The sequence below is a fragment of the Corynebacterium sp. UMB10119B genome, from assembly GCF_030228125.1.
In the GTDB taxonomy this organism is placed as follows: domain Bacteria; phylum Actinomycetota; class Actinomycetes; order Mycobacteriales; family Mycobacteriaceae; genus Corynebacterium; species Corynebacterium pseudogenitalium.
On record NZ_JASPBG010000001.1, the window covers coordinates 371,405 to 391,988 of the forward strand.

19 protein-coding genes are annotated in these 20,584 nt (G+C 54.8%); 12 read left to right on the forward strand and 7 right to left on the reverse strand.

Annotated elements, in window-relative coordinates; translation table 11 throughout:
- Nucleotides 1-3: 3 nt before the first annotated feature.
- On the reverse strand, nucleotides 4-1,653 hold the full coding sequence (gene mptB / locus QP802_RS01780) for a polyprenol phosphomannose-dependent alpha 1,6 mannosyltransferase MptB (protein WP_369822090.1): 1,650 nt from the start codon (nucleotides 1,651-1,653) through the stop codon (nucleotides 4-6).
- Nucleotides 1,654-1,791: 138 nt separating this feature from the next.
- On the opposite strand from mptB, the gene QP802_RS01785 reads away from it, so the two are divergent.
- From QP802_RS01785 to QP802_RS01825, 9 genes are read left to right on the forward strand one after another with little or no spacing between them, the layout of a single operon-like run.
- Nucleotides 1,792-2,499, forward strand: coding sequence for a helix-turn-helix transcriptional regulator (locus tag QP802_RS01785; RefSeq protein ID WP_070362435.1), 708 nt, complete (start codon nucleotides 1,792-1,794; stop codon nucleotides 2,497-2,499).
- The gene (gene sufB / locus QP802_RS01790; RefSeq protein WP_070362436.1) at nucleotides 2,499-3,944 is read left to right on the forward strand and encodes a Fe-S cluster assembly protein SufB; all 1,446 of its coding nucleotides are present in this window, start codon (nucleotides 2,499-2,501) and stop codon (nucleotides 3,942-3,944) included. Before QP802_RS01785 ends, sufB begins: the two co-directional genes overlap by 1 nt.
- 5 nt (nucleotides 3,945-3,949) lie before the next feature.
- Nucleotides 3,950-5,122: a Fe-S cluster assembly protein SufD gene (gene sufD, locus QP802_RS01795; RefSeq protein WP_070362437.1), complete on the forward strand. Its 1,173-nt coding sequence runs from the start codon at nucleotides 3,950-3,952 to the stop codon at nucleotides 5,120-5,122.
- 22 nt (nucleotides 5,123-5,144) lie between these two features.
- The gene (sufC, locus tag QP802_RS01800) at nucleotides 5,145-5,900 is read left to right on the forward strand and encodes a Fe-S cluster assembly ATPase SufC (protein WP_070362438.1); all 756 of its coding nucleotides are present in this window, start codon (nucleotides 5,145-5,147) and stop codon (nucleotides 5,898-5,900) included.
- Nucleotides 5,900-7,171 (forward strand): cysteine desulfurase, encoded by a 1,272-nt coding sequence (locus QP802_RS01805; protein ID WP_252930870.1) that lies wholly within the window; start codon nucleotides 5,900-5,902, stop codon nucleotides 7,169-7,171. Before sufC ends, QP802_RS01805 begins: the two co-directional genes overlap by 1 nt.
- Nucleotides 7,172-7,174: 3 nt before the next feature.
- Nucleotides 7,175-7,618, forward strand: coding sequence for a Fe-S cluster assembly sulfur transfer protein SufU (gene sufU, locus QP802_RS01810; RefSeq protein WP_071572613.1), 444 nt, complete (start codon nucleotides 7,175-7,177; stop codon nucleotides 7,616-7,618).
- 12 nt (nucleotides 7,619-7,630) lie between these two features.
- Nucleotides 7,631-8,023, forward strand: a complete 393-nt coding sequence (locus QP802_RS01815) for a metal-sulfur cluster assembly factor (protein ID WP_070362441.1) — start codon at nucleotides 7,631-7,633, stop codon at nucleotides 8,021-8,023.
- 44 nt (nucleotides 8,024-8,067) lie between these two features.
- Complete coding sequence (locus QP802_RS01820) at nucleotides 8,068-9,696, forward strand: ABC-F family ATP-binding cassette domain-containing protein (protein WP_284817486.1); 1,629 nt, start codon at nucleotides 8,068-8,070, stop codon at nucleotides 9,694-9,696.
- 24 nt (nucleotides 9,697-9,720) lie between these two features.
- Nucleotides 9,721-9,969, forward strand: a complete 249-nt coding sequence (locus QP802_RS01825; RefSeq protein WP_143000871.1) for a PLD nuclease N-terminal domain-containing protein — start codon at nucleotides 9,721-9,723, stop codon at nucleotides 9,967-9,969.
- Between the two features lie 18 nt (nucleotides 9,970-9,987).
- Here the strand turns inward: QP802_RS01825 and QP802_RS01830 are convergent, their stop codons facing one another.
- From QP802_RS01830 to acnA, 5 genes are all read right to left on the reverse strand, one after another.
- The gene (locus tag QP802_RS01830; protein ID WP_284817487.1) at nucleotides 9,988-11,358 is read right to left on the reverse strand and encodes a PFL family protein; all 1,371 of its coding nucleotides are present in this window, start codon (nucleotides 11,356-11,358) and stop codon (nucleotides 9,988-9,990) included.
- Nucleotides 11,359-11,370: 12 nt separating this feature from the next.
- Nucleotides 11,371-11,640 (reverse strand): ACT domain-containing protein, encoded by a 270-nt coding sequence (locus tag QP802_RS01835; protein ID WP_070362444.1) that lies wholly within the window; start codon nucleotides 11,638-11,640, stop codon nucleotides 11,371-11,373.
- Between the two features lie 39 nt (nucleotides 11,641-11,679).
- A complete protein-coding gene (locus QP802_RS01840; RefSeq protein WP_070362445.1) occupies nucleotides 11,680-12,408 on the reverse strand; it encodes a glutamine amidotransferase-related protein in 729 nt (242 codons plus the stop codon).
- Nucleotides 12,409-12,434: 26 nt separating this feature from the next.
- Entirely contained in the window at nucleotides 12,435-12,998 is a 564-nt protein-coding gene (locus QP802_RS01845; protein ID WP_070362446.1) for a TetR/AcrR family transcriptional regulator, read from the reverse strand.
- Nucleotides 12,999-13,111: 113 nt separating this feature from the next.
- The gene (acnA, locus tag QP802_RS01850; RefSeq protein WP_070362447.1) at nucleotides 13,112-15,892 is read right to left on the reverse strand and encodes an aconitate hydratase AcnA; all 2,781 of its coding nucleotides are present in this window, start codon (nucleotides 15,890-15,892) and stop codon (nucleotides 13,112-13,114) included.
- Nucleotides 15,893-16,181: 289 nt separating this feature from the next.
- Between acnA and QP802_RS01855 the strand changes: the two genes are divergently transcribed.
- From QP802_RS01855 to QP802_RS01865, 3 genes are all read left to right on the forward strand, one after another.
- Nucleotides 16,182-16,667: an Rv1476 family membrane protein gene (locus QP802_RS01855; protein WP_256000198.1), complete on the forward strand. Its 486-nt coding sequence runs from the start codon at nucleotides 16,182-16,184 to the stop codon at nucleotides 16,665-16,667.
- Between the two features lie 547 nt (nucleotides 16,668-17,214).
- Nucleotides 17,215-18,762 (forward strand): NlpC/P60 family protein, encoded by a 1,548-nt coding sequence (locus QP802_RS01860; protein ID WP_256008163.1) that lies wholly within the window; start codon nucleotides 17,215-17,217, stop codon nucleotides 18,760-18,762.
- A gap of 19 nt (nucleotides 18,763-18,781) precedes the next feature.
- Complete coding sequence (locus QP802_RS01865; RefSeq protein WP_083290777.1) at nucleotides 18,782-19,834, forward strand: ferrochelatase; 1,053 nt, start codon at nucleotides 18,782-18,784, stop codon at nucleotides 19,832-19,834.
- Here the strand turns inward: QP802_RS01865 and QP802_RS01870 are convergent.
- Nucleotides 19,824-20,573 carry a hypothetical protein gene (locus tag QP802_RS01870; protein WP_070362450.1) on the reverse strand — a complete coding sequence of 250 codons (750 nt, stop codon included), beginning with the start codon at nucleotides 20,571-20,573 and terminating at the stop codon, nucleotides 19,824-19,826. The two genes, QP802_RS01865 and QP802_RS01870, sit on opposite strands and share 11 nt — an antisense overlap.
- Between the last annotated feature and the right edge of the window lie 11 nt (nucleotides 20,574-20,584).

The window sequence follows — 20,584 nt, forward strand, 5'->3', positions numbered from 1 at the left end:
TAGCTAGTGTAGCCTGCCGGCACCAAAGCGCCGATACAACAGGAAACTGAGCCCAACAAATACGACAAAACAACAGGCTGCGACACCGTAAATAGTGAAAACTGTCTTTGCTTGCAGGCCGAGACCACGCGGTAGTACCAGAAAACTAAATACAGCAGAGTACACAGCCACCCCGGCGCGGAAAAAGAACCTATTTGCCCATGCAGCAAGGGGATAAATAGCCCACAGAGGGTACCAAGGGTGTACAACTGGGAAGAATATAACAAGCACGAGCGTTGCGACGCCAAGTCCACCTGCAGGGTGAATGGCTCCCCGCAACGTAGCCCACAGTAGGCGAACCAGAAACGCCACCGCGATGGCCACTCCAATCCCGCGGGTGACAATGAGAACTGCGTCAATGTGGTCGCCGAGACCAAGCAGCATTCCTAGAAAGCCGCTGATTACGCCCACGTCTGTTGAGATCGAGAGCCAGCTACGAATCGATGCTGCTCCGCCTTGACCAGTGACCCATCCGAGCCCAATGCTTGTTATAAGTGAAACGGCGGCAGTAGTGACAATGAGAATAACTGTCTGAAAAAGCACCGCGATGCTAAGGGCTGTAGCTTTGCGCTGGCGTTGCCCAAGCACACGAGCGATTGCCATGCCTATAAAACCGAGACCGAGAAAGCCTGTCACTTTGACTAGTCCTCCGCAGGTAATGGTGATCGCGGAGAGAGCCAGGTAACCCCACGCTTGCGCTGAACTGATGGTCCTCAACCTGTCGGCCCCGCGAAGTCCTAGCTCAAACCCGACTAACACCAATCCGAGCATGATCGCTTCATTATGGATGCCACCAATGAGATGCAGAATCGTTAGCGGATTGAGCACCCCGAGCCACAGTGCGGCAGTCTCTGGTACGCCACAGCGGCCGGCAATCTTTCGGATCCCCCACGCTGCGGCGAGCACTCCGACGAGTGATACGACGCGGTGCGCAATCACCCCGAGCACAATAGAGTCAGCAGTAATACGAGAAATTGCCGCTGCAATACCTAACGCGACAGGCCCGTAGGGGCTTGGAGAATGCGCCCAAATAAACGGGACCGAGCGCGCTAGATGGTGTTCTGGCCCGAGAAGCTCGACTGGTCCAGCGGAGTACGGGTCAAGACCAAACCGGACAATTGCACCATTAGCTAAGTATGAATAGATGTCTTGGGTAAAGAGGGGAGCGGTAATCACCAGAGGAGCAACCCATACAACGAATGTTCGCATGAGAAGCGGCGTCGAAACGCGGGGCCTCTGGCCACTTACGCCAACGAAGGGGCCCATACACAGCCAAGCGGAGACCAAGAGTCCTACTCCGAACAGAACTATGGAAGACGACGCTTGCATCATTCGGCCAAGCAAGGCCCCGCCAGGCAGAGAGAACCAAGGATTATCGACGACCGGCAAGGCCCCGCCCCCGAGGCCTCCCAAGCCAATGAGAAGTGTGCCGACCAAACCCAGCCATCTAAGTACGGCGAACCGGTTCTGCTCAGCGTAGTTGGTTGAACGAAAGTCTTGTCCTCGCCAAACCTCTTTAGAGACTCGGTGGAGCCCAGCCGACCGTGATCCAGGCTTGCCGATGCGAGGAAACGCATCAAGCAAAGACTTTATCGGTGAATCCTGGAACAACACAGGCAAGATTGTAGCCGAACGACCGGGTTAAACGTGCACATTGAATTAGGACACAGTAGTGTTGTGTAAAGGCCGGTCGGTGTACAGCCAATCGGTTGGAAAGTCAGAGATCAAAGCAGATCGAAGCGAGGTGAGCCAGTGCTGAACCAAGCGCGGTCAGTTGACGGTGGCACTCGCAAGCGAGTGATGGCGCTCTTGCTGAAAAGCGGACCGGTGACTGCATCAACACTTGGTGAGCAAACTGGAATTTCAGCTGCCGGTATCCGTCGGCACCTGGATAAGCTCACTGAGGCTGGACTCATTGAGACGTGTGAGCCACTGCCGGTTGCTGGAGAAGAGCCACCGCGAGGCCGTCCCGCGAAGCACTACTGCTTGACGGAAGAAGGCCGAGAAAGCTTCGGTAGCAACTATGAGAATATGGCGCTTGATGCAATCGAAGCTCTTGAAGAACTTGGCGGCCATGAAGCAGTCAAAGCGTTCGCCAAAACTAGGATTGAACGCATCCTTGAAGAAGTGGAGCCGATTTCGGAGCGATCAAGCAGTGGCGACCTTGAATCAGTCGTGCTCGAAGTCGTGTCCGTTTTAGAGCGTCACGGCTATGTTGCCTCGGTGACTCAGGCAGGAACTGGAATTCAAATTTGTCAGCATCACTGCCCGGTGTCACAAGTAGCGTCTGCGCATCCCGAAATTTGCGAAGCAGAGCAAGAAATGATCGCTAAGATCGTAGGCCGACACATCCAACCACTTGCCTCCATTACAGAGGGCAATGGTGTCTGCACAACAAACATTCCACTCGCTGCTGTTCACGGGCCGAAAAATAACGTATCTGAAAGGAGCGGAAAATAATGACGAAAGCTAATCCCGCACCCGGTTTAGAGAAACCAATGAACGACGAAGAGATTATCGAGTCAATCGGTAGCTACAACTACGGGTGGCACGACCCAGACGCTGCCGGGCAGGCAGCAAAGCGTGGTCTTAACGCTGGGGTAGTCAAGGACATTTCTGGCATTAAGGAAGAGCCAGAATGGATGCTGGAACAGCGCCTCAAGGCTTTGGACATTTTTGAAAAGAAGCCACTGCCGACTTGGGGCGCAGACCTGAGTGGCATCGACTTTGACAACATTAAGTACTATGTCCGCTCTACGGAGCAACCAGCTACGAGCTGGGATGACCTTCCTGAAGACATTAAGAATACGTACGACAAGCTTGGCATTCCTGAGGCAGAAAAGCAGCGCCTAGTCGCTGGTGTTGCTGCGCAGTACGAATCTGAGGTTGTCTACCACCAGATTCGTGAGGATCTCGAAAAGAAGGGTGTCATCTTCGTAGACACTGACACCGCGCTTCGCGAGCACGAGGACATCTTTAAGGAGTACTTCGGCTCGGTCATCCCCGCTGGCGATAACAAGTTCTCAGCTCTGAATACGGCAGTATGGTCAGGCGGTTCGTTTATCTATGTTCCGCCGGGCGTCCACGTCGATATCCCGCTCCAGGCATACTTCCGTATTAATACCGAGAACATGGGCCAGTTCGAGCGCACGCTCATCATCGTTGATGAGGACGCCTACGTCCACTACGTAGAAGGATGCACCGCCCCGATTTACAAGTCCGACTCGCTTCACTCCGCGGTCGTTGAAATCATCGTGAAGAAAGGTGGCCGCTGCCGGTACACCACGATCCAGAACTGGTCGAACAACGTTTACAACCTCGTCACCAAGCGCGCTAAGGCCGAAGAGGGCGCAGTGATGGAGTGGGTCGACGGCAATATCGGTTCAAAGGTGACGATGAAGTACCCAGCAGTCTGGATGACTGGCGAGTATGCCCGTGGCGAAGTGCTTTCCGTCGCATTTGCTGGTGAAGGACAGTTCCAGGACACCGGTGCCAAGATGACACACATGGCTCCGCACACCTCGAGTTCAATCGTTTCAAAGTCAGTTGCGCGCAGTGGCGGACGCGCGGCCTACCGTGGCCTGGTACAGATCAACGCAAACGCGCATGATTCCGCCTCGAACGTTGAGTGCGACGCGTTGCTTGTCGATGACATTTCTCGTTCTGACACTTACCCGTACAACGACATTAGGAACGATCGGGTTACGCTCGGACACGAGGCGAAAGTCTCCAAGGTCTCTGAAGAGCAGCTGTTCTACCTGATGTCCCGCGGTATTGCCGAAGAAGAAGCTATGGCGATGATTGTCCGTGGCTTCGTCGAGCCTATTGCCAAGGAGCTCCCGATGGAGTACGCCCTGGAGCTCAACCGTCTGATTGAATTGCAAATGGAAGGATCAGTGGGCTAATCACCATGACTTCAACGATTAATCCCGTATCGAATGCAACTCCTCACAACAACAAGGGAGATCTGTTTTCGTCGTTCAATGTTGAGGATTTTCCCGTTCCACGTGGACGTGACGAAGTCTGGCGGTTCATTCCACTTCGCCGCATCCGAGGTCTGCACAACGGGGAGTTCCCGCAACAGGCTGACGCCCAGATCACGATTGATGCGCCAGATGAGGTCGTCGTCACGGAGCTTGACGCAGCTGACGATCAGCTCAAAGTAGCCGGCGCGCCCGTAGACCGCGTTGCTGCACAAGCATGGTCGAGCGCGAAAACCGGCACCTTGATTACCGTGCCTGGTAACAGCAAGTTGTCCAAGCCCATCACCGTCACCATCACTGGTGCCGGCGCCGACGTGACATCCTTTGCAACGATCCTTTTTGAAGTTGGGACCCATGCAGAGGCTGACATCGTTGTCAAGTACACCGGCACAGGTGTGCATGCAGACAACGTCAATTGGCATATCGGCGCAGGCGCGCACGTACGCGCAGTCGTAGATACGGACTGGGACTTGGACGCAGTGCACATTGGTCAACAGTCCATCTTGATGGAGCGCGATTCGGTACTGCGCCACAACGTCGCAGCTTTCGGTGGCGAGATCGTGCGCATCACCCCACGCGTAAAGTTCCAAGCTCCGGGTGCAGACGTCGAGCTCAACGGCGTTTACTTTGCGGACGCGGGTCAGTACATCGAAAACCGTATGCTGGTCGACCACAGCGTTCCGAACTGCCGGTCGAACGTGCTGTACAAGGGTGCGTTGCAAGGCGACAAGGCGTCGGATCTGCCAGAAGCACGAACCTGCTGGGTCGGTGATGTGCTGATTCGCGCAGGCGCGCACGGCACAGATACATATGAAACGAACCGGAACCTGGTCTTGACGGATGGTGCTCGCGCTGACGCAATTCCAAACCTCGAGATCGAGACTGGTGAAATCGCTGGAGCCGGCCATGCCGCAACCGTTGGTCGGTTCGATGACGAGCAAGTGTTTTATCTCCGGTCCAGGGGCATCCCTGAGGACGAAGCCACGCGCTTGATCATTCGCGGATTCTTTAACGAGGTCCTCAATCAGGTCCCGCTCGAAGACCTCCGTGAAGAACTCGTTGCACGTGTGGCCGGAGAGCTCGAGCAAACGAACCAGTAAAACGAAAAGGAATCAGTAAAAAATGTCTACCCTGGAAATCAAGAACCTCCACGCAAACGTCCTGCCGACCGAGGAAGGTCAAGAGCCAACGCCGATTCTCAAGGGCGTAAACCTCACTATTAAGGGCGGAGAGACTCACGCCATCATGGGGCCGAATGGTTCCGGTAAGTCCACGCTTGCCTACACGCTCGCTGGTCATCCACGCTACGAAGTTACTGAAGGCGAAGTACTCCTCGATGGTGAGAACATCCTCGAGATGGATATCGACGAACGCGCTCGCGCCGGACTCTTCCTGGCAATGCAGTACCCAGTTGAGGTGCCGGGCGTCTCTTCTTCGAACTTTATGCGCTCTGCTGTGACTGCTGTTCGTGGGGAAGCGCCGAAGCTTCGCGATTGGGTTCGTGAACTCAATGATGCTCGCGACTTGTTGAAGATGGACTCTTCTTTCACTGAGCGTTCGGTCAACGAAGGCTTTTCTGGCGGTGAGAAGAAGCGACATGAGGTCATGCAGTTGTCGTTGCTCAAGCCGAAGTTTGCTGTGATGGACGAAACGGACTCCGGCCTTGACGTCGATGCGCTGCGAATCGTATCCGAGGGGATCAACCGCTACCAGGAAGAAACCAACGGCGGTGTCCTAATGATCACCCACTACAAGCGGATCCTGGAGTATGTGAAGCCTGACTTCATTCACATCTTCTCGGATGGCAAGGTCATCCAGACTGGCGACGCCTCGTTGGCTGATGTTCTCGAGGCAGAGGGATACGAAAAGTTCATCTAATGGGATACTTACATTCCGATGGAACACTGAACACAGACGCGATTCGCGCAGAGTTCCCGATCCTGAGTCGGACCGTGCGCGATGGGAAGCCCCTCGTCTATTTGGACTCCGGGGCTACGTCCCAGCGTCCGCAGTCTGTGTGGAACGCTGAGCAAGAATTCGTCCTGAACACATTTGCACCAGTCCATCGTGGCTCCTACCAACTGGCTGAGGAGGCGACAGACGCTTATGAAACTGCCCGTGAGCGTATCGCTAACTTTGTTGGTGCTGACGGGGAGGAGATTGCATTCACGAAGAACGCTACTGAGGCTCTGAACCTCGTCGCATATGTTCTTGGTGATGATCGTGCCGGTAAGCACCAGATCAAACGCGGAGACACGATTGTTGTCACTGAACTGGAGCACCACGCGAACCTCGTGCCTTGGCAAGAACTGGCCCGCCGCACTGGAGCAACGCTCAAGTGGTACTCGATGACTGCTGATGGACGCATCGACCTTGACAGCTTGGAACTCGACGATACTGTAAAAGTTGTTGCGTTCACGCACCAATCAAACGTAACTGGTGCAGTAGCGGACGTCGATGAAATCGTGAGGCGTGCTCGCGCAGTAGGAGCACTCACGGTCCTTGATGCGTGCCAATCTGTTCCGCATATGCCTGTTAACTTTCACGAGCTTGACGTCGACTTTGCAGCGTTCTCAGGGCATAAGATGTGTGGACCTTCTGGTGTGGGCGCCGTATACGCGAGAAAGTCGATCTTCAGGGAACTTCCACCATTTTTGACAGGTGGATCCATGATCGAGATCGTCAAGATGGACTCTTCGACGTATGCGCCGACGCCCCAACGGTTCGAAGCTGGCACGCAGATGACAAGCCAGGTCGTTGGCCTTGGTGCTGCCGTCGAGTTCTTGGAATCCATCGGAATGGAAAATGTCCAACGCCACGAGCATATGTTGACGGAGTATGCCCTGGAAAGAATGCAAGAGATTCCAGGATTAGTTATCGCTGGTCCTGCGGTGGCTGAACAGCGCGGCGGTGCGATCGCTTTTACCGTCGATGGCGTGCATCCGCATGATTTAGGACAGGTGCTTGATGCTCACGGTGTCGCTATCCGCACCGGCCACCACTGCGCGTGGCCCGCTCACAGAGAACTCGAGGTGCAGGCAACCTCTCGAGCAAGTTTCTACCTGTACAACACCAAAGAGGAAGTAGACGCCTTGGTTGAAGCCATTCGCGAAGCGCGCCGCTTCTTCGGAGTCGAGGAGGATTCCTAGACGATGAACCTAGAGTCGATGTACCAAGAAGTAATCTTGGACCATTACAAGAACCCACGGCATAAGGGGTTGCGCGAACCGTACGAAGCGGAGGTGCACCACGTCAACCCATCTTGCGGTGATGAGCTGACGCTGCGTGTGCACCTGTCTGCCGACGGAAAGACGGTTGAAGACGTCTCTTACGATGCTCAAGGTTGCTCGATCTCCCAAGCCTCAACCAGTGTGATGACAGAAGAACTGGTGGGGCTACCTGTTGCGGATGCGATGGAAAAGTTGCACTCGTTTGAGGAAATGATCACCTCTCGCGGGACCAAAGAAGGGGATCCGGAAGCCATCGGCGATGGCATTGCGTTCGCAGGTGTTTCTAAGTTCCCAGCTCGCGTCAAGTGTGCGTTGTTGGGCTGGAAAGCATTTGAAGCCGCCACGTCCGAGGCGATAGACAAATAGAAAGGCGAAAATATGGTGGATAACGATCACACTTCGAACCTTGGCGATGGCGACGAGCGGCCAGCACAGACCGAGGAACAGCTCAAAATCTGTGGTGAAGTAGAGGAGTACCTACACGACGTCATTGACCCCGAGTTGGGTATCAATGTTGTTGACCTTGGACTTGTCTATGACGTGTGGGTAGAAACTAACGATAATGTCCACCGAGCAGTCGTCAACATGACGTTGACTTCGCCGGCTTGCCCGCTTACCGATGTCATCGAAGAACAAGCTGATCACGCTATCACGACGAATACTGTGTGTGATGAAGTCGTCATCAATTGGGTGTGGATGCCACCATGGGGACCGCAGATGATTACGGAAGAAGGGCGCGAGCAGTTGCGTGCACTAGGTTTCGCTGTTTAGACCACGTTTTCGTCTACTCACGCGGCCTTGTAGAGTAACCCTTTGTGATTGTTACTAATGATCTCGAAGTCCGTGTAGGAGCCCGGACGCTTCTCGAAGCGCCTGGGCAGCATCTCCGTGTTCAACCTGGTGACAGAATCGGTCTCGTCGGCCGAAATGGTGCCGGGAAGACCACTACGATGCGAATCCTCGCAGGAGAAACAGAACCCTACGCGGGCACGGTTACTCGTACTGGCGAGATCGGATACCTGCCACAAGACTCCAAAGAAGGCAATATCGAGCAGAGTGCCCGAGATCGCGTTCTTTCGGCGCGAGGCCTTGATCAGATCCAACGCTCGATGGATCGGCAGCGTTCCATCATGGAAGAGTCAGATGGTGCGACCCGTGATAAAGCAATCGAGAAGTTTTCCCGGCTCGAAGAGCAGTACCACGCGCTAGGCGGTTACGAGGCGAACGCAGAGGCTGCGCAGATATGTGACAACCTCGGGCTTCCAGCACGAGTGCTCGACCAACAGCTCAGTACCCTCAGCGGTGGTCAACGCCGTCGCGTGGAGTTGGCACAGATCCTTTTCGCCTCTCGGGCGGGTTCTGGAAAGTCCCAAACCACACTGCTTCTCGACGAGCCCACTAACCACCTCGACGCGGACTCTATTACATGGCTGCGTTCGTTCTTGAGCAAGCACGATGGTGGCTTGATCATGATTTCGCACGATGTTGAGTTGCTTGAGGCAGTATGCAATAAGATTTGGTTCCTTGATGCAGTGCGCGCTGAGGCTGATGTCTACAACATGGGCTTCAAGAAGTACCAGGATGCCAGGGCACTCGATGAAGCACGACGCCGCCGTGAACGCGCTAATGCGGAAAAGAAAGCTGCCGCACTGCAAAAACAAGCGGCCAAACTCGGAGCGAAGGCGACGAAGGCTGCAGCTGCTAAACAGATGCTTGCTCGCGCTGAGCGCATGATGGGTGAGCTTGATGACATTCGTGTAGCGGATAAAGTAGCGTCTATTTCCTTTCCGAAGCCAGCACCATGCGGCAAGACACCCTTGTTTGGCAAGGGCCTTACCAAAATGTATGGCTCCCTCGAAGTGTTCGCTGGCGTCGATCTAGCTGTTGATAAAGGATCCCGAGTTGTAGTGCTTGGCACCAATGGTGCAGGCAAGACGACGCTGCTCAAGTTACTTGCTGGCGTTGAACGCACGGATGGGGAAGGCGGAATCGTGTCAGGGCATGGCCTCAAGATCGGGTACTTCGCCCAGGAGCACGACACGATCGACGGTAACAAAACAGTCTGGGAGAACACGATCGAAGCCTGCCCCGATGCAGGGCAGCAGGATCTACGCGGTCTACTCGGGGCGTTCATGTTCTCGGGAGACAAGCTAGACCAGCCAGCTGGAACACTGTCTGGTGGTGAGAAAACGAGGTTAGCGCTGGCAACGCTCGTTTCCTCGCGCGCAAATGTCCTTCTTCTTGACGAGCCGACAAACAACTTGGATCCGCAGTCCCGACAGCAAGTATTGGATGCGCTGAAAACCTATACCGGCGCTGTCGTTCTCGTCACGCACGACCCTGGAGCTGTCGAAGCACTCGAGCCAGAGCGAGTGATCATCATGCCTGAAGGCGATGAAGACCTGTGGAGCGACGAGTATATGGAGATCGTCGAATTGGCGTAGTCGACTCAGTGTAACGTGGAGGTCGTGAATACGACACGATTCGAAACACTGTTACTTGACGTACGTAATAGCTGGAGCGGCATGTCCGCGCAGGAGCGCAGGCTCATTGCATCGCTCGCCTCCATCGATTTACTGGGCAAAATTACGGCGCTAGTTCATTTGGCCAGGACTGATAACCGGAAAATCCGCGGCTCGAAGTGGGTATGGGGCCCTGCCGTGGGCGGCGTGAATATGTTTGGATGGATTGCTTACTTCCTCTTCGGGAGGAAGTAAGCCCCACCGCTGGGGTGTTTAATTCCGGAACCCGTGGACCGGCGCAGGGATGAAGCCACCGCGCTGAATAAACTCCGTATTTCGTTTTGTACCTACCTCGATTACAGGGGCGTAGCCGAGGAGGCCACCGAAGTTCACCTCGTCGCCCGGCTTGGTGCCCGGTACGGGGATGAGGCGCGCTGCGGTGGTCTTATGGTTCATGACGCCGATTGCAGCCTCATCAGCGATCATCCCCGCGATCGTTTCCGCCGAGGTGTCGCCGGGGATGGCGATCATGTCAAACCCGACAGAGCAGATCGACGTCATCGCTTCGAGCTTGTCCATACTGATGGATCCAGCGCGGACCGCGTCGATCATGCCCTTATCTTCCGAAACCGGAATAAAGGATCCAGAAAGCCCTCCGACACGGGAGCAGGCCATCATGCCGCCTTTTTTGACGGCGTCGTTAAGAAGCGCGAGCGCAGCCGTCGTGCCGTGCGTGCCAACCTGCTCTAGCCCCATGTGTTCGAGGATATGCGCAACGGAGTCACCAACCTCAGCGGTCGGTGCCAAGGAGAGATCGACGATGCCAAATGGCACTCCGAGACGTTCTGAAGCAAGGTTGCCAACCAGCTGGCCTGCGCGGGTGATCTTGAACGCAGCCTTCTTGATCTCTTCAGCTACCTCGTTCAAGCTGGCTTTTCCGAGCCGCTGGATCGCATTGTCGACGACACCAGGGCCTGATACACCAACTGAAACAACCGCGTCAGGCTCCTCAATGCCATGGAACGCTCCGGCCATAAATGGGTTATCACCCACAGCATTTGCGAACACAACAAGCTTTGCGCACGCAATCGAAGAACGGTCTTTGGTCAGCTCCGCTGCCTCTTTCACGACGCGCCCCATCTTCGCGACAGCATCCATGTTGATACCAGCACGGGAAGTAGCGATGTTCACCGAGCCACACACGTTCTCCGTGACGGTCAATGCCTCCGGAATGGACTCGATGAGACGCATATCAGAGGTGGTTGCCCCCTTTTCAACGAGCGCCGAGTAACCACCTACGAAGTTGACTCCCAGCTCACCCGCCGCTTTGTCAAGCGCTTTTGCAATGTCGACCGGATTGCCGTCCACCCCAGCTGCGACCAAAGCAATGGGAGAAACGGAGACTCGCTTGTTCACAATGGGAATACCGAGTTCGCGTTCAATGTCCTGGCAAACTTCTACCAGACGGGCTGCCTTCGTCGTCACTCTGTCGTAGACCGCCTGGCACGTTGCATCCATAGTGGGACGTGTACAACCGATGAGTGAGATTCCCATTGTTACAGTACGAATGTCCAGCCGGTAGTCCTCAATCATCTTGATGACGTCAAGAATGTGTTGGGACTTGAAATCAAAATCAACAGCCACAGCAACCCCTCCCTAGATTTCGTTCATGGCGGTGAAAAGGTCCTCGGACTGGATCCGAACAATGACCCCCAAAGATTCACCAGCTGCTGAAAGGTGAGTTTGCAGTGATTCCATGTTTACATCGCCTTCGGGAAGTTCCACACGCATGATCATGGTGAAGAAGTCATCCATGAGAGTTTGGGAAACATCTACGATATTGAGGTTTACCTCAGCCGCGGCGATCGCAACTCCTGCGATGATGCCTACACGGTCTTTACCTGTGGTTGTGATGATTGCATGCATAAGTAGGAATTCTAGCTACCAGAAACAAGTTGTTTCTACTCAACCCACGCAGTATTGCGTAAATGATTGTAAAATTCTGTTTGCCCACGAAACATCGTGAAGAGGCAGCCCCTTTACGATCTTGTCGTAGTCTTCCGGAGAGAAGTACCCATAGTTAGCGAAGAAGTCCATACGAGTCTGCATTGCTTTGGCATCCATCTCCGCATGAAATTGCGTCGCCCAAACATGATCACCGTACCGAATCATCTGAACCGGACAACTATTCCCAACTGCCAATATCTCAAGTGAGGGCGGGAGGGTGGACTCGTCAGGATTCTCGGTATGTCCGGTCAGCGCTGTGAAGTTCCCTGGGAACCCCTGAAGCAGTACGTCACGTTTACCGGCGTCTGAAAGCGAAACCTGTGTCGGGCCAGAGTCCTCTGGATGCGTGTGAACGATGTTTCCTCCGAGGTAGTGCACCAGCCAGCTCGTTCCGAAACAAACGAAGAACACGGGTTTTCCAGATTCCACAACCTCAGTGAGCACAGCATCTACATGCTGCGCCCACGCTGAGGTATGTGCATCTGAAACGTTTAAAGAACAACCTCCAACGATCACGCCTTCAACTGAATCCAGTGACTTCAGCTGGGCGTGCTCGTCAGAGATATGACAGAGCTCTATAGCTGTCTGATCCATCTTCGTCGCTTTGAGTACGTCGTTGTACTCGGCGTGAGCAACGTCAGCACCGATCTCACCATTTCGCAGCGACACCATAAGCAACTTAGACATGACGAACAGTCTATATCGCCCGGTAGCTAGCTAGAAACCGAAGATCGAACAGACTGCTCGACAACGTCTAGCATTGCTTCCAGCTGCTCTGGTGGCTCACCTGCGGCCAATTTGATTATGAACCCTTCCAGAACTGTCTCTAGATAGGTCTGCATTACTTCAATTGGCACATCTTGCCGCATCGCCGTATTCGATTCCAGCCTTTTCCGCACGGCCTCATCAAGTACTTCCTGGTGCTTCCTCCACCGAGCCTCAAATGCAGGATCCGTGCGGAGCTTTCGAACAATCTCAGAACGCGTCACGAACCAGTCATTTTCTTCCGGATGTTGCAAGAGGTCGTGCATAACTTCTACGAGCCCCTGTCGGCTAACTACCTCAGCTTGGCGTTCAGCGTCCTCGCTGGCGATGGCGAGAAACAACGTTTCCTTGTCTACGAAGTGATGAAAAATAGCACCACGCGTTTTGCCAGTGGCCTTTTCCAAACGAGCTACGGTAGCTCCTTCAAACCCATACTTGGCGAAGCATGCTCTCGACGCATCCAAGATTTCTTTGCGACGCCGCGCGAGCTCTGCATCACTAATGATCGGCATAGTCAGGCGCCCAACCTTTCGAGCTACTTAATAATTGCATTGGAGAAAAAGAAAGACTTAAGGGGTCACCACATACCGCGGAGACCCCTCAAGCGTGTTACGTAACTACGGTGTTAGTTCTTGACCATCTGGCGAAGAACGTACTGCAAAATACCGCCGTGACGGTAGTATTCAGCCTCACCTGGTGTATCTACGCGGACTACAGCGTCGAATTCTACGGTCTCGCCGGAATCCTTCGTTGCGGATACACGGACGGTCTCAGGGATCGTTCCGTTCTCATTGAACGCTGTGATGCCGCTAATGGAGATCGTCTCTGTGCCGTCGAGCCCGAGCGATGCGTGAGACTTTCCTTCTGGGAACTGCAGTGGAAGCACGCCCATGCCGATGAGGTTCGAACGGTGAATACGCTCGAAGGACTCAGCGATGACAGCGCGGACGCCGAGCAGCTTCGTGCCCTTTGCGGCCCAGTCGCGGGAAGAACCAGTGCCGTATTCCTTGCCTGCCAGGACGACAAGCGGAATACCAGCGGCCTGGTAGTTCTGTGCAGCATCGTAGATGAATGCCTGCGGTGCACCTTCCTGGGTGAAGTCGCGAGTGTAGCCACCAGCGTCTTCAACAAGCTCGTTGCGGAGACGGATGTTGGCAAAGGTACCGCGAACCATGACCTCGTGGTTACCACGACGTGAGCCGAAGGAGTTGTAGTCCTGGCGCTTGACGCCGTTTGCATCGAGGTAGTTTGCTGCCGGCGTACCTGGCTTGATGGACGAAGCAGGGGAGATGTGGTCCGTCGTTACAGAGTCACCCAACTTGGCAAGGATGCGAGCACCATCGATGTCCGAAACGTCGTTTGGCTCAGCTGGCATTCCGTCAAAGTACGGGGCCTTGCGGATGTACGTGGAATCGTCGTTCCACTCGAATGTCTTGCCGGTTGGGATATCCAGATCCTGCCACTGCTTGTCACCTTTGAAGACGTCGGCGTAGTCAGCCTCGTACATCTCACGGGAGATTGTGCCAGCAATGGTGGATTCAATCTCCTCAGTTGATGGCCATACATCCTTCAGGAAGACGTCGTTGCCATCCTGGTCCTGGCCGAGTGGCTGGGTCTCGAAATCGAAGTCCATCGTGCCAGCGATGGAGTAGGCGATGACGAGCAGAGGCGAAGCCAAGTAGTTCATCTTGACGTCAGGAGAAATGCGGCCCTCGAAGTTACGGTTGCCAGACAGGACTGCGGTCGCGGTCAGGTCGTACTCGTTGATAGCGTCGGAGACCTCTGTTGGCAGAGGACCAGAGTTACCGATGCAGGATGCACAGCCGAAGCCGGTGAGGTAGAAGCCAACAGCCTCGAGATCCTTCCAGAGATCGGCGCGTTCGTAGTAGCCGTCGACAACCTGGGAACCCGGTGCCATGATTGTCTTAACCCATGGCTTCGCCTTCAGACCCTTTTCCGCAGCCTTGCGTGCGAGCAGAGCAGCGCCAACCATGACCGATGGGTTGGAAGTGTTGGTGCAGGAAGTAATAGCTGCAATCGCAACCATGCCGTGATCCAGGGTGTACTCGCCACCCTGCGGCGACTCAACGATAACGGGCTTCGAAGCACGACCCTCTGCGCCGACCGCTGCAGATTCTCCATTTGCAGGCCAGGACTGATTGAAGTCAACTGTCTCAACCTTCGCCGCACGAACTGGCTCAAAGGTCTCGTTGCCAGCATCGTTGTAGTCCGGCAGCTGCTTACGGAAGGTGTCCTTGGATTCGGACAGGAGGATGCGGTCCTGCGGACGCTTCGGGCCAGCGATAGACGGAACGACCGTTGAGAGATCAAGCTCCAAGTATTCGGAGTACTTCGCCTCTGGAGCGTCCTGCTCAAGCCACATGCCCTGAGCCTTCGCGTATGCCTCCACACGGTCGATGTCCTCCTGGGAACGACCGGTGAGGTGCAGATAGTTGATGGTCTCTTCATCGATTGGGAAGATCGCACAGGTGGAGCCGAACTCAGGCGACATGTTGCCGATCGTCGCACGGTTTGCAAGCGGGATCTGCTTTACACCATTGCCGTAGAACTCGACGAACTTCTGAACCACGCCATGCTCGCGCAGCATCTCGGTAATCGTCAACACAACATCGGTAGCGGTGACGCCGGCAGGAATCTCACCGGTGAGCTTGAATCCGACAACGCGTGGGATCAACATCGAAACTGGCTGGCCAAGCATTGCAGCCTCAGCCTCAATACCGCCAACGCCCCAGCCCAGGATGCCAAGGCCATTTTCCATGGTGGTGTGGGAGTCGGTACCAATACAGGTGTCTGGGTATGCAACGCCATCGTTATCGAATACAACACGGGAGAGGTACTCAATGTTGACCTGGTGAACGATACCGGTCCCCGGTGGCACAACGCGGAAGTTCGAGAAGTTCTCAGCACCCCAACGCAGGAACTGGTAGCGCTCCTCGTTGCGTTGGTACTCGATTGCGACGTTCTTGTCGAGAGCGTTGGTGGAACCGAACGCCTCGATGATCACAGAGTGGTCGATGACCATCTCGGCTGGGTTCAGCGGGTTGACCTGATCAGGATCACCGCCGAGTGTGGAAACTGCCTCACGCATGGTGGCCAGGTCCACGACACAAGGAACACCGGTAAAGTCCTGCATAAGGACGCGGGCAGGGGTGAACTGAATTTCTACAGATGGCTCGGCATCTGGATCCCAGTTCGCAATAGCCTCGATGTGTTTCTTGGTCACGTTCTTGCCATCCTCAGTGCGGAGGAGGTTTTCACCAAGAACCTTGAGGGAGTATGGAAGCTTCTCCATGCCTTCAACCGCATCAAGTGCGAAGTAGTCATAAGACTTCTCGCCGACCTGAAGCGACTTCTTGGCGTTAAAGGAGTTCTTGCTTTCGGTCACAGTAAGCTCCGTTTCTCGTCGTAAACCAGATAAATTGGAACAAGGTCCAAACGGTCAACCTCAAAGATATGCGATTAACCGCCTATGCATAGCAATGATAACAGTACGGATGTAATGTTTGTTGTCCAACAGGGAAGATTTGAGAAAAAATGGAGCTAAACCCCCCCATTTGGGGCACAACCCAACAATCTCCGCAGTTAAGGCGAACTGTACGGGGGAGTACAAGGTGATTATCGCCATACAGGATAGAATGAGGGGCCCATCGACCACAGAGGAATGTAGCCGCGACATGCAATACCAAAATCCAGACCCACGATTCGATAGCCTTGTAGATCAGCTCAATATTGACGGTATCGCATTCGAGACTGCCAATGAAGGCACCGGCAGCCTGGAACAGTCACTATCTTCCACCTTGTCGAGCGCGCATGATCATTCTGGCCTTAATGTGGGGCTCGTTTTTCTCGACTCGACGCCTCCCCGCCTTCCTGAGTTAAGAGATCTGGCGCAAGACCTCAATCTTGCCACCGGAATCGAAACTATCTATATCCGAACGCCCGATGTCGCCATTGCTACATCAGAAAAGTTTCCACGGTCCTCAATCGAGGCTGGCCAGCTCGCCTCTGTACGGGCCTCAAGCTACGAAGATGGGGTGGCGCAGTTTCTGCAAGAGGCATCCTCTAGGCAGCTTGATTGGATTTCGGTATTGATTGCGGTTGCAGTAGTCCTCATCGTCACGTGTGGAGCCACCGCTATCCAGAATTGGCGTCAGGCGTAGAGCCTTGACGTTTCGATTAGCGACTTTTAAGTGACAATAATCACACTGCCACTTTTGTGCCTACATAATCCAAGGTTAGAGCTCTCGTCGTCAAGTGAAAATCCTTAACTTCTGTTACTGAAGATAAAGTTTGTGTAACAAATCAGTTAAGTGTCGTATGGTTTGTTTGTTGCCTCATGAGCTGAGGTGTGTTGCAAACGTGCCAGAGCTTTCCTCTAGTCAAGGAAGTTGCACTGACTTTTGACACGTGTGGTCCAGTCAAACCACGTCTATGTTTGCGTCGTACACAACCGTGAGGCTGTTTTCAGTAGTCGATTTAACAGAGCCGTACTCGTCTCAGCACGCGGAGTCTTCACAGGTCGGGTTTGCCTGACAGCGAGCTAGTCACTCGCTTGCTTGCCCGGCGTGAGACTTTGCATGAGTTGATGTTGGGTGCGGCGTGAGGAGCACCTTCGTGGTTACCCCGTCGAAGAGCACGCGAACGCGTGCTCGCCAGGTTTGGTCCAGCACCCTTGCTTGTTCAACCAGTTTCGCGTTGGCTTTTTCATTGAGCTCTCCTGTGGGCCCTGCTGTTGCTGCTCCCGCAGCGCAGTCAACTGCGTCTGCTCTAGTAGCCAAGCTTTCAGCATCGCAAGCTGAGATCGCCGAACTAGACCTGAAAATTGGTCAACTACGGGAAGCGGCAAATCGTGCTTTTGTAGACCTCCATGATGCTCAGTCTCGTTCTGAGCAGGCACGCCGCGGTGCTGAGGAGGCGAAGCGTCGTCTGGAGGAATCGCAGGCGGCAGTTGAGAAAGCTCGTGCTGAGCTATCCGCAGTGACTCGGTCGCAGTATCGCAACTCCGCTGGTGGAAGCCCGATTCAGGCACTCGGTGGAGAGCAATCGCAAAAGGATGTACTTGACCGTTCACTCTTTCTCCGTCAACGAAGCGAGGAAAAACAGCAAAAGCTCGCCGAAGTTGAGCAAGCACGCCTCGAGGCTGCGAACGATGAATCTCTGCAGCGCCAGGCCAGTGAAGTTGCGCAGCAGGCTGCGGACGAAGCTGCGGCCGCAGAATCCGCTACGCGTGATGAGCTTGCCTCTCTGTCTTCACAACTAGACGATGTCATTGAGCAGCGCGAGGCTGCATCTGCGGAGTTGAACAGCATCGAGAGCGACGTCGCGCAGGAACGTGGCATCTCAAATAACCCTGCGCCGCAGTCAGCTGAGGTTCAGGAGACTCCAGCTGAAACGTATGAGGTTTCGCCTGAGCTTCTTGACGCCGTCGAAGAACGAATGAACGAAATTGCCCCCGGAGCTGAGGTTCCAAATGAACAAGCACTAGTACAAGCCGTGAATACGGCGCAGCGTACAGGTGGATATGTGGAGGTCTCCAACCAGGCAGATACGCCGCGGCTCGAGTACTCCGAGGGGAGCGATGTCACTGACTTGCTGACCCAAGCGGCAACCATCGTCGCTTCTGAAGCCCTCGTTGGTTCCTCTCAGCCTGATCACAACGAAACAGCGAACCCCTATGGAGGCTCGAGCACAAGTGACGTCATTGCTGCTTTCGCACAGGGGCTAAATAGTGTTCTGGCTGCTGATTCCTCCGCTGGTCAGCCTGACTCTGCTACTTCCGATCTGTCGCAGGTCGTTCCTGCAGTTGGCACTTTCGAGTCGATTACGAATGAAGTTCGGTCTGCCTTAGCGCCGTCGGCAAATTCTTCGTCTGTAGAGACAGTAATCGCACGTGCCGAAGCGATGATCGGTACGCCGTATGTTTGGGGCGGTGGTGACGCGAATGGTCCAACCGTGGGTGTGAATGGCGGGAGCATGTCTGGATTCGATTGCTCTGGGCTTGTACTCTACGCCTTTGCTGGCGTAGGAATTTCGCTGCCGCACTACACGGGCTACCAGTACCAGCGAGGAACTCCAGTTGCGCCGAGTGAAGCACAACGTGGCGATCTCTTGTTCTGGGGCCCTGGCGGCAGTCAGCACGTGGCAATTTACCTCGGCGACGGCATGATGATCGAGGCTCCCCAAGCTGGCCAGAATGTTCAGATTGCTCCAGTTCGTTGGTCTGGTATGTCAGCGAATGCAGTCCGTCTGCTTTAGTTCATTAGAATCATTCCCCATGGCATTCAAAAATTTCGATGCGTTGCTCGTGCTCTCTTTCGGTGGACCAGAAGGGGAGGACGAAGTAATTCCATTCCTCGAAAATGTCACACGCGGCAGGGGCATCCCGAAAGAGCGGTTGAAAGTAGTTGGTGAGCACTATTTCCACTTCGGTGGAGTGAGCCCAATTAATGGCCAAAATCTAGAAATCATCGAGCAGCTTCGTGCCGAGCTGAGTAGGCGGGGGCATAATCTTCCGGTCTATTTCGGAAATCGGAATTGGCATCCTTTCGCAGAAGATACCGCACGCGAAATCTCAGAAGCTGGGCATCGGGACATCCTCGTTTTCGCTACGAGCGCTTGGGGCGGTTACTCCGCTTGCCGTCAGTATGATGAGGATATTGCTCGGTTGCACCAGGCACACCCTGAGCTGCATTTCACAAAACTGTGGCAGTTCTACGGGCACCCAACGTTTGTCCGGCTCATGGGCGATTCGTTGAAGCAAGCAATGGAGTCACTTGATGACAAGGCTTTGCGAACGACCCGGATCCTCTTCTCGGCGCACTCAATTCCCACAGCTGCAGATGCCGCCGCTGGCGGCCACGAGGACGCACATCTTTACTCGCGACAGGTCCTTGAGGCTTCGCGCCTCGTCGCCGAGCATGCAGGAGTAGAGACTTACGAAAACGTTTGGCAATCGCGTTCCGGCAACCCGCAGACTCCGTGGCTAGAGCCCGATATTATCGACCGCGTCAAGGAGCTCCATCAACAGGGAGTCACTCACATCGTTTGCGTGCCGATCGGGTTCTTGACTGACCATATGGAGGTTGTGTGGGATCTCGATACCGAATTGAAGGCTGAGTGCGACAAGCTCGGCGTTGAATTCACCAGGGTCCCGACTATCGGTCTCGAGCCGCGGTTCGCATCGATGATCGTTGACATTGCAGAATGCATTAGCCGCGGCACGACGCCTCCTACGCTGTCCACGATTTCGGTGCAGGGCTGCACCGAAAATGGTGTTCCTTGCCACACTGATTGCTGCGCTCCGATTCGTCCGCGCGTTACCGAGTAGCCCGAAAATCGCGAACGGCTTCCGCAACGCCTGCTGTTCGCGCTCTTCGGATGCTCCTTCCCAATACGAGCAAGTGCTGATCAAAAGAGTGATCTCCCAGCCGATCTGTCACCGTCTCGACGATCGCCGAGACTCTATCCGCGCGCGCAAAAATCTGAGCTGCCCTTGGCGTGGTGGCAATTGGCAATCCTGGGGTGTCATAGAAATCGGTGATATGGCCGACCGTCAGTCGGGGTGAGGACAGCGTTTCGTTGGGCTGGGCGACGGCCTCAATCATCATCGCAGCTTGATCTGTTGCGCTTCTCAGCATTTGGTCGGCCTCACCAGGAGATAGCCAGTCTGGTTCTGGTGGGCGTCGATAATCCTCGAACCACCGCCAGTGCACGCCGTCTGTTTCGAAGCTCGGAATGAGAATGTGATAGAGCCCTTCTGCCCCGATGATGATCAAGGCTCCTGCATCCGTCATTGCTTCCGCCGCTGCTGTGTGCGCCCACAGCGCAGGAGTGTCGCCCGCTCCACCTAGGACTAGCCGCACGACCGGCTCGCGGGACTCAAGATTAGCTACCCTGCGAATTTCGGTGAGCAATTCTACGCCCCCACCGGTGCCATAATGGTGGCCTCCACCGAGCTCGTCAAGTGCTGCGAGCGTTTCGTCTGTCGACGTCACGTGATACAACCACGCTGCGATCCACACCGCAGTGTTTTGCAGTGGCGAGTAAACATGCGCGCGAAGATTCATTCGTCTGATGG

Excerpts from the sequence above, each read along its gene's own strand:
- QP802_RS01815 (WP_070362441.1), top strand. The coding sequence starts at position 7,631 with ATGGTGGATAACGATCACACTTCGAACCTTGGCGATGGCGACGAGCGG.
- QP802_RS01855 (WP_256000198.1), top strand. The coding sequence starts at position 16,182 with ATGCAATACCAAAATCCAGACCCACGATTCGATAGCCTTGTAGATCAG.
- QP802_RS01870 (WP_070362450.1), bottom strand. The coding sequence starts at position 20,573 with ATGAATCTTCGCGCGCATGTTTACTCGCCACTGCAAAACACTGCGGTG.
- sufD (WP_070362437.1), top strand. The coding sequence starts at position 3,950 with ATGACTTCAACGATTAATCCCGTATCGAATGCAACTCCTCACAACAAC.
- sufC (WP_070362438.1), top strand. The coding sequence starts at position 5,145 with ATGTCTACCCTGGAAATCAAGAACCTCCACGCAAACGTCCTGCCGACC.
- QP802_RS01865 (WP_083290777.1), top strand. The coding sequence starts at position 18,782 with ATGGCATTCAAAAATTTCGATGCGTTGCTCGTGCTCTCTTTCGGTGGA.
- QP802_RS01805 (WP_252930870.1), top strand. The coding sequence starts at position 5,900 with ATGGGATACTTACATTCCGATGGAACACTGAACACAGACGCGATTCGC.
- QP802_RS01840 (WP_070362445.1), bottom strand. The coding sequence starts at position 12,408 with ATGTCTAAGTTGCTTATGGTGTCGCTGCGAAATGGTGAGATCGGTGCT.
- QP802_RS01835 (WP_070362444.1), bottom strand. The coding sequence starts at position 11,640 with ATGCATGCAATCATCACAACCACAGGTAAAGACCGTGTAGGCATCATC.
- sufB (WP_070362436.1), top strand. The coding sequence starts at position 2,499 with ATGACGAAAGCTAATCCCGCACCCGGTTTAGAGAAACCAATGAACGAC.
- sufU (WP_071572613.1), top strand. The coding sequence starts at position 7,175 with ATGAACCTAGAGTCGATGTACCAAGAAGTAATCTTGGACCATTACAAG.
- QP802_RS01845 (WP_070362446.1), bottom strand. The coding sequence starts at position 12,998 with ATGCCGATCATTAGTGATGCAGAGCTCGCGCGGCGTCGCAAAGAAATC.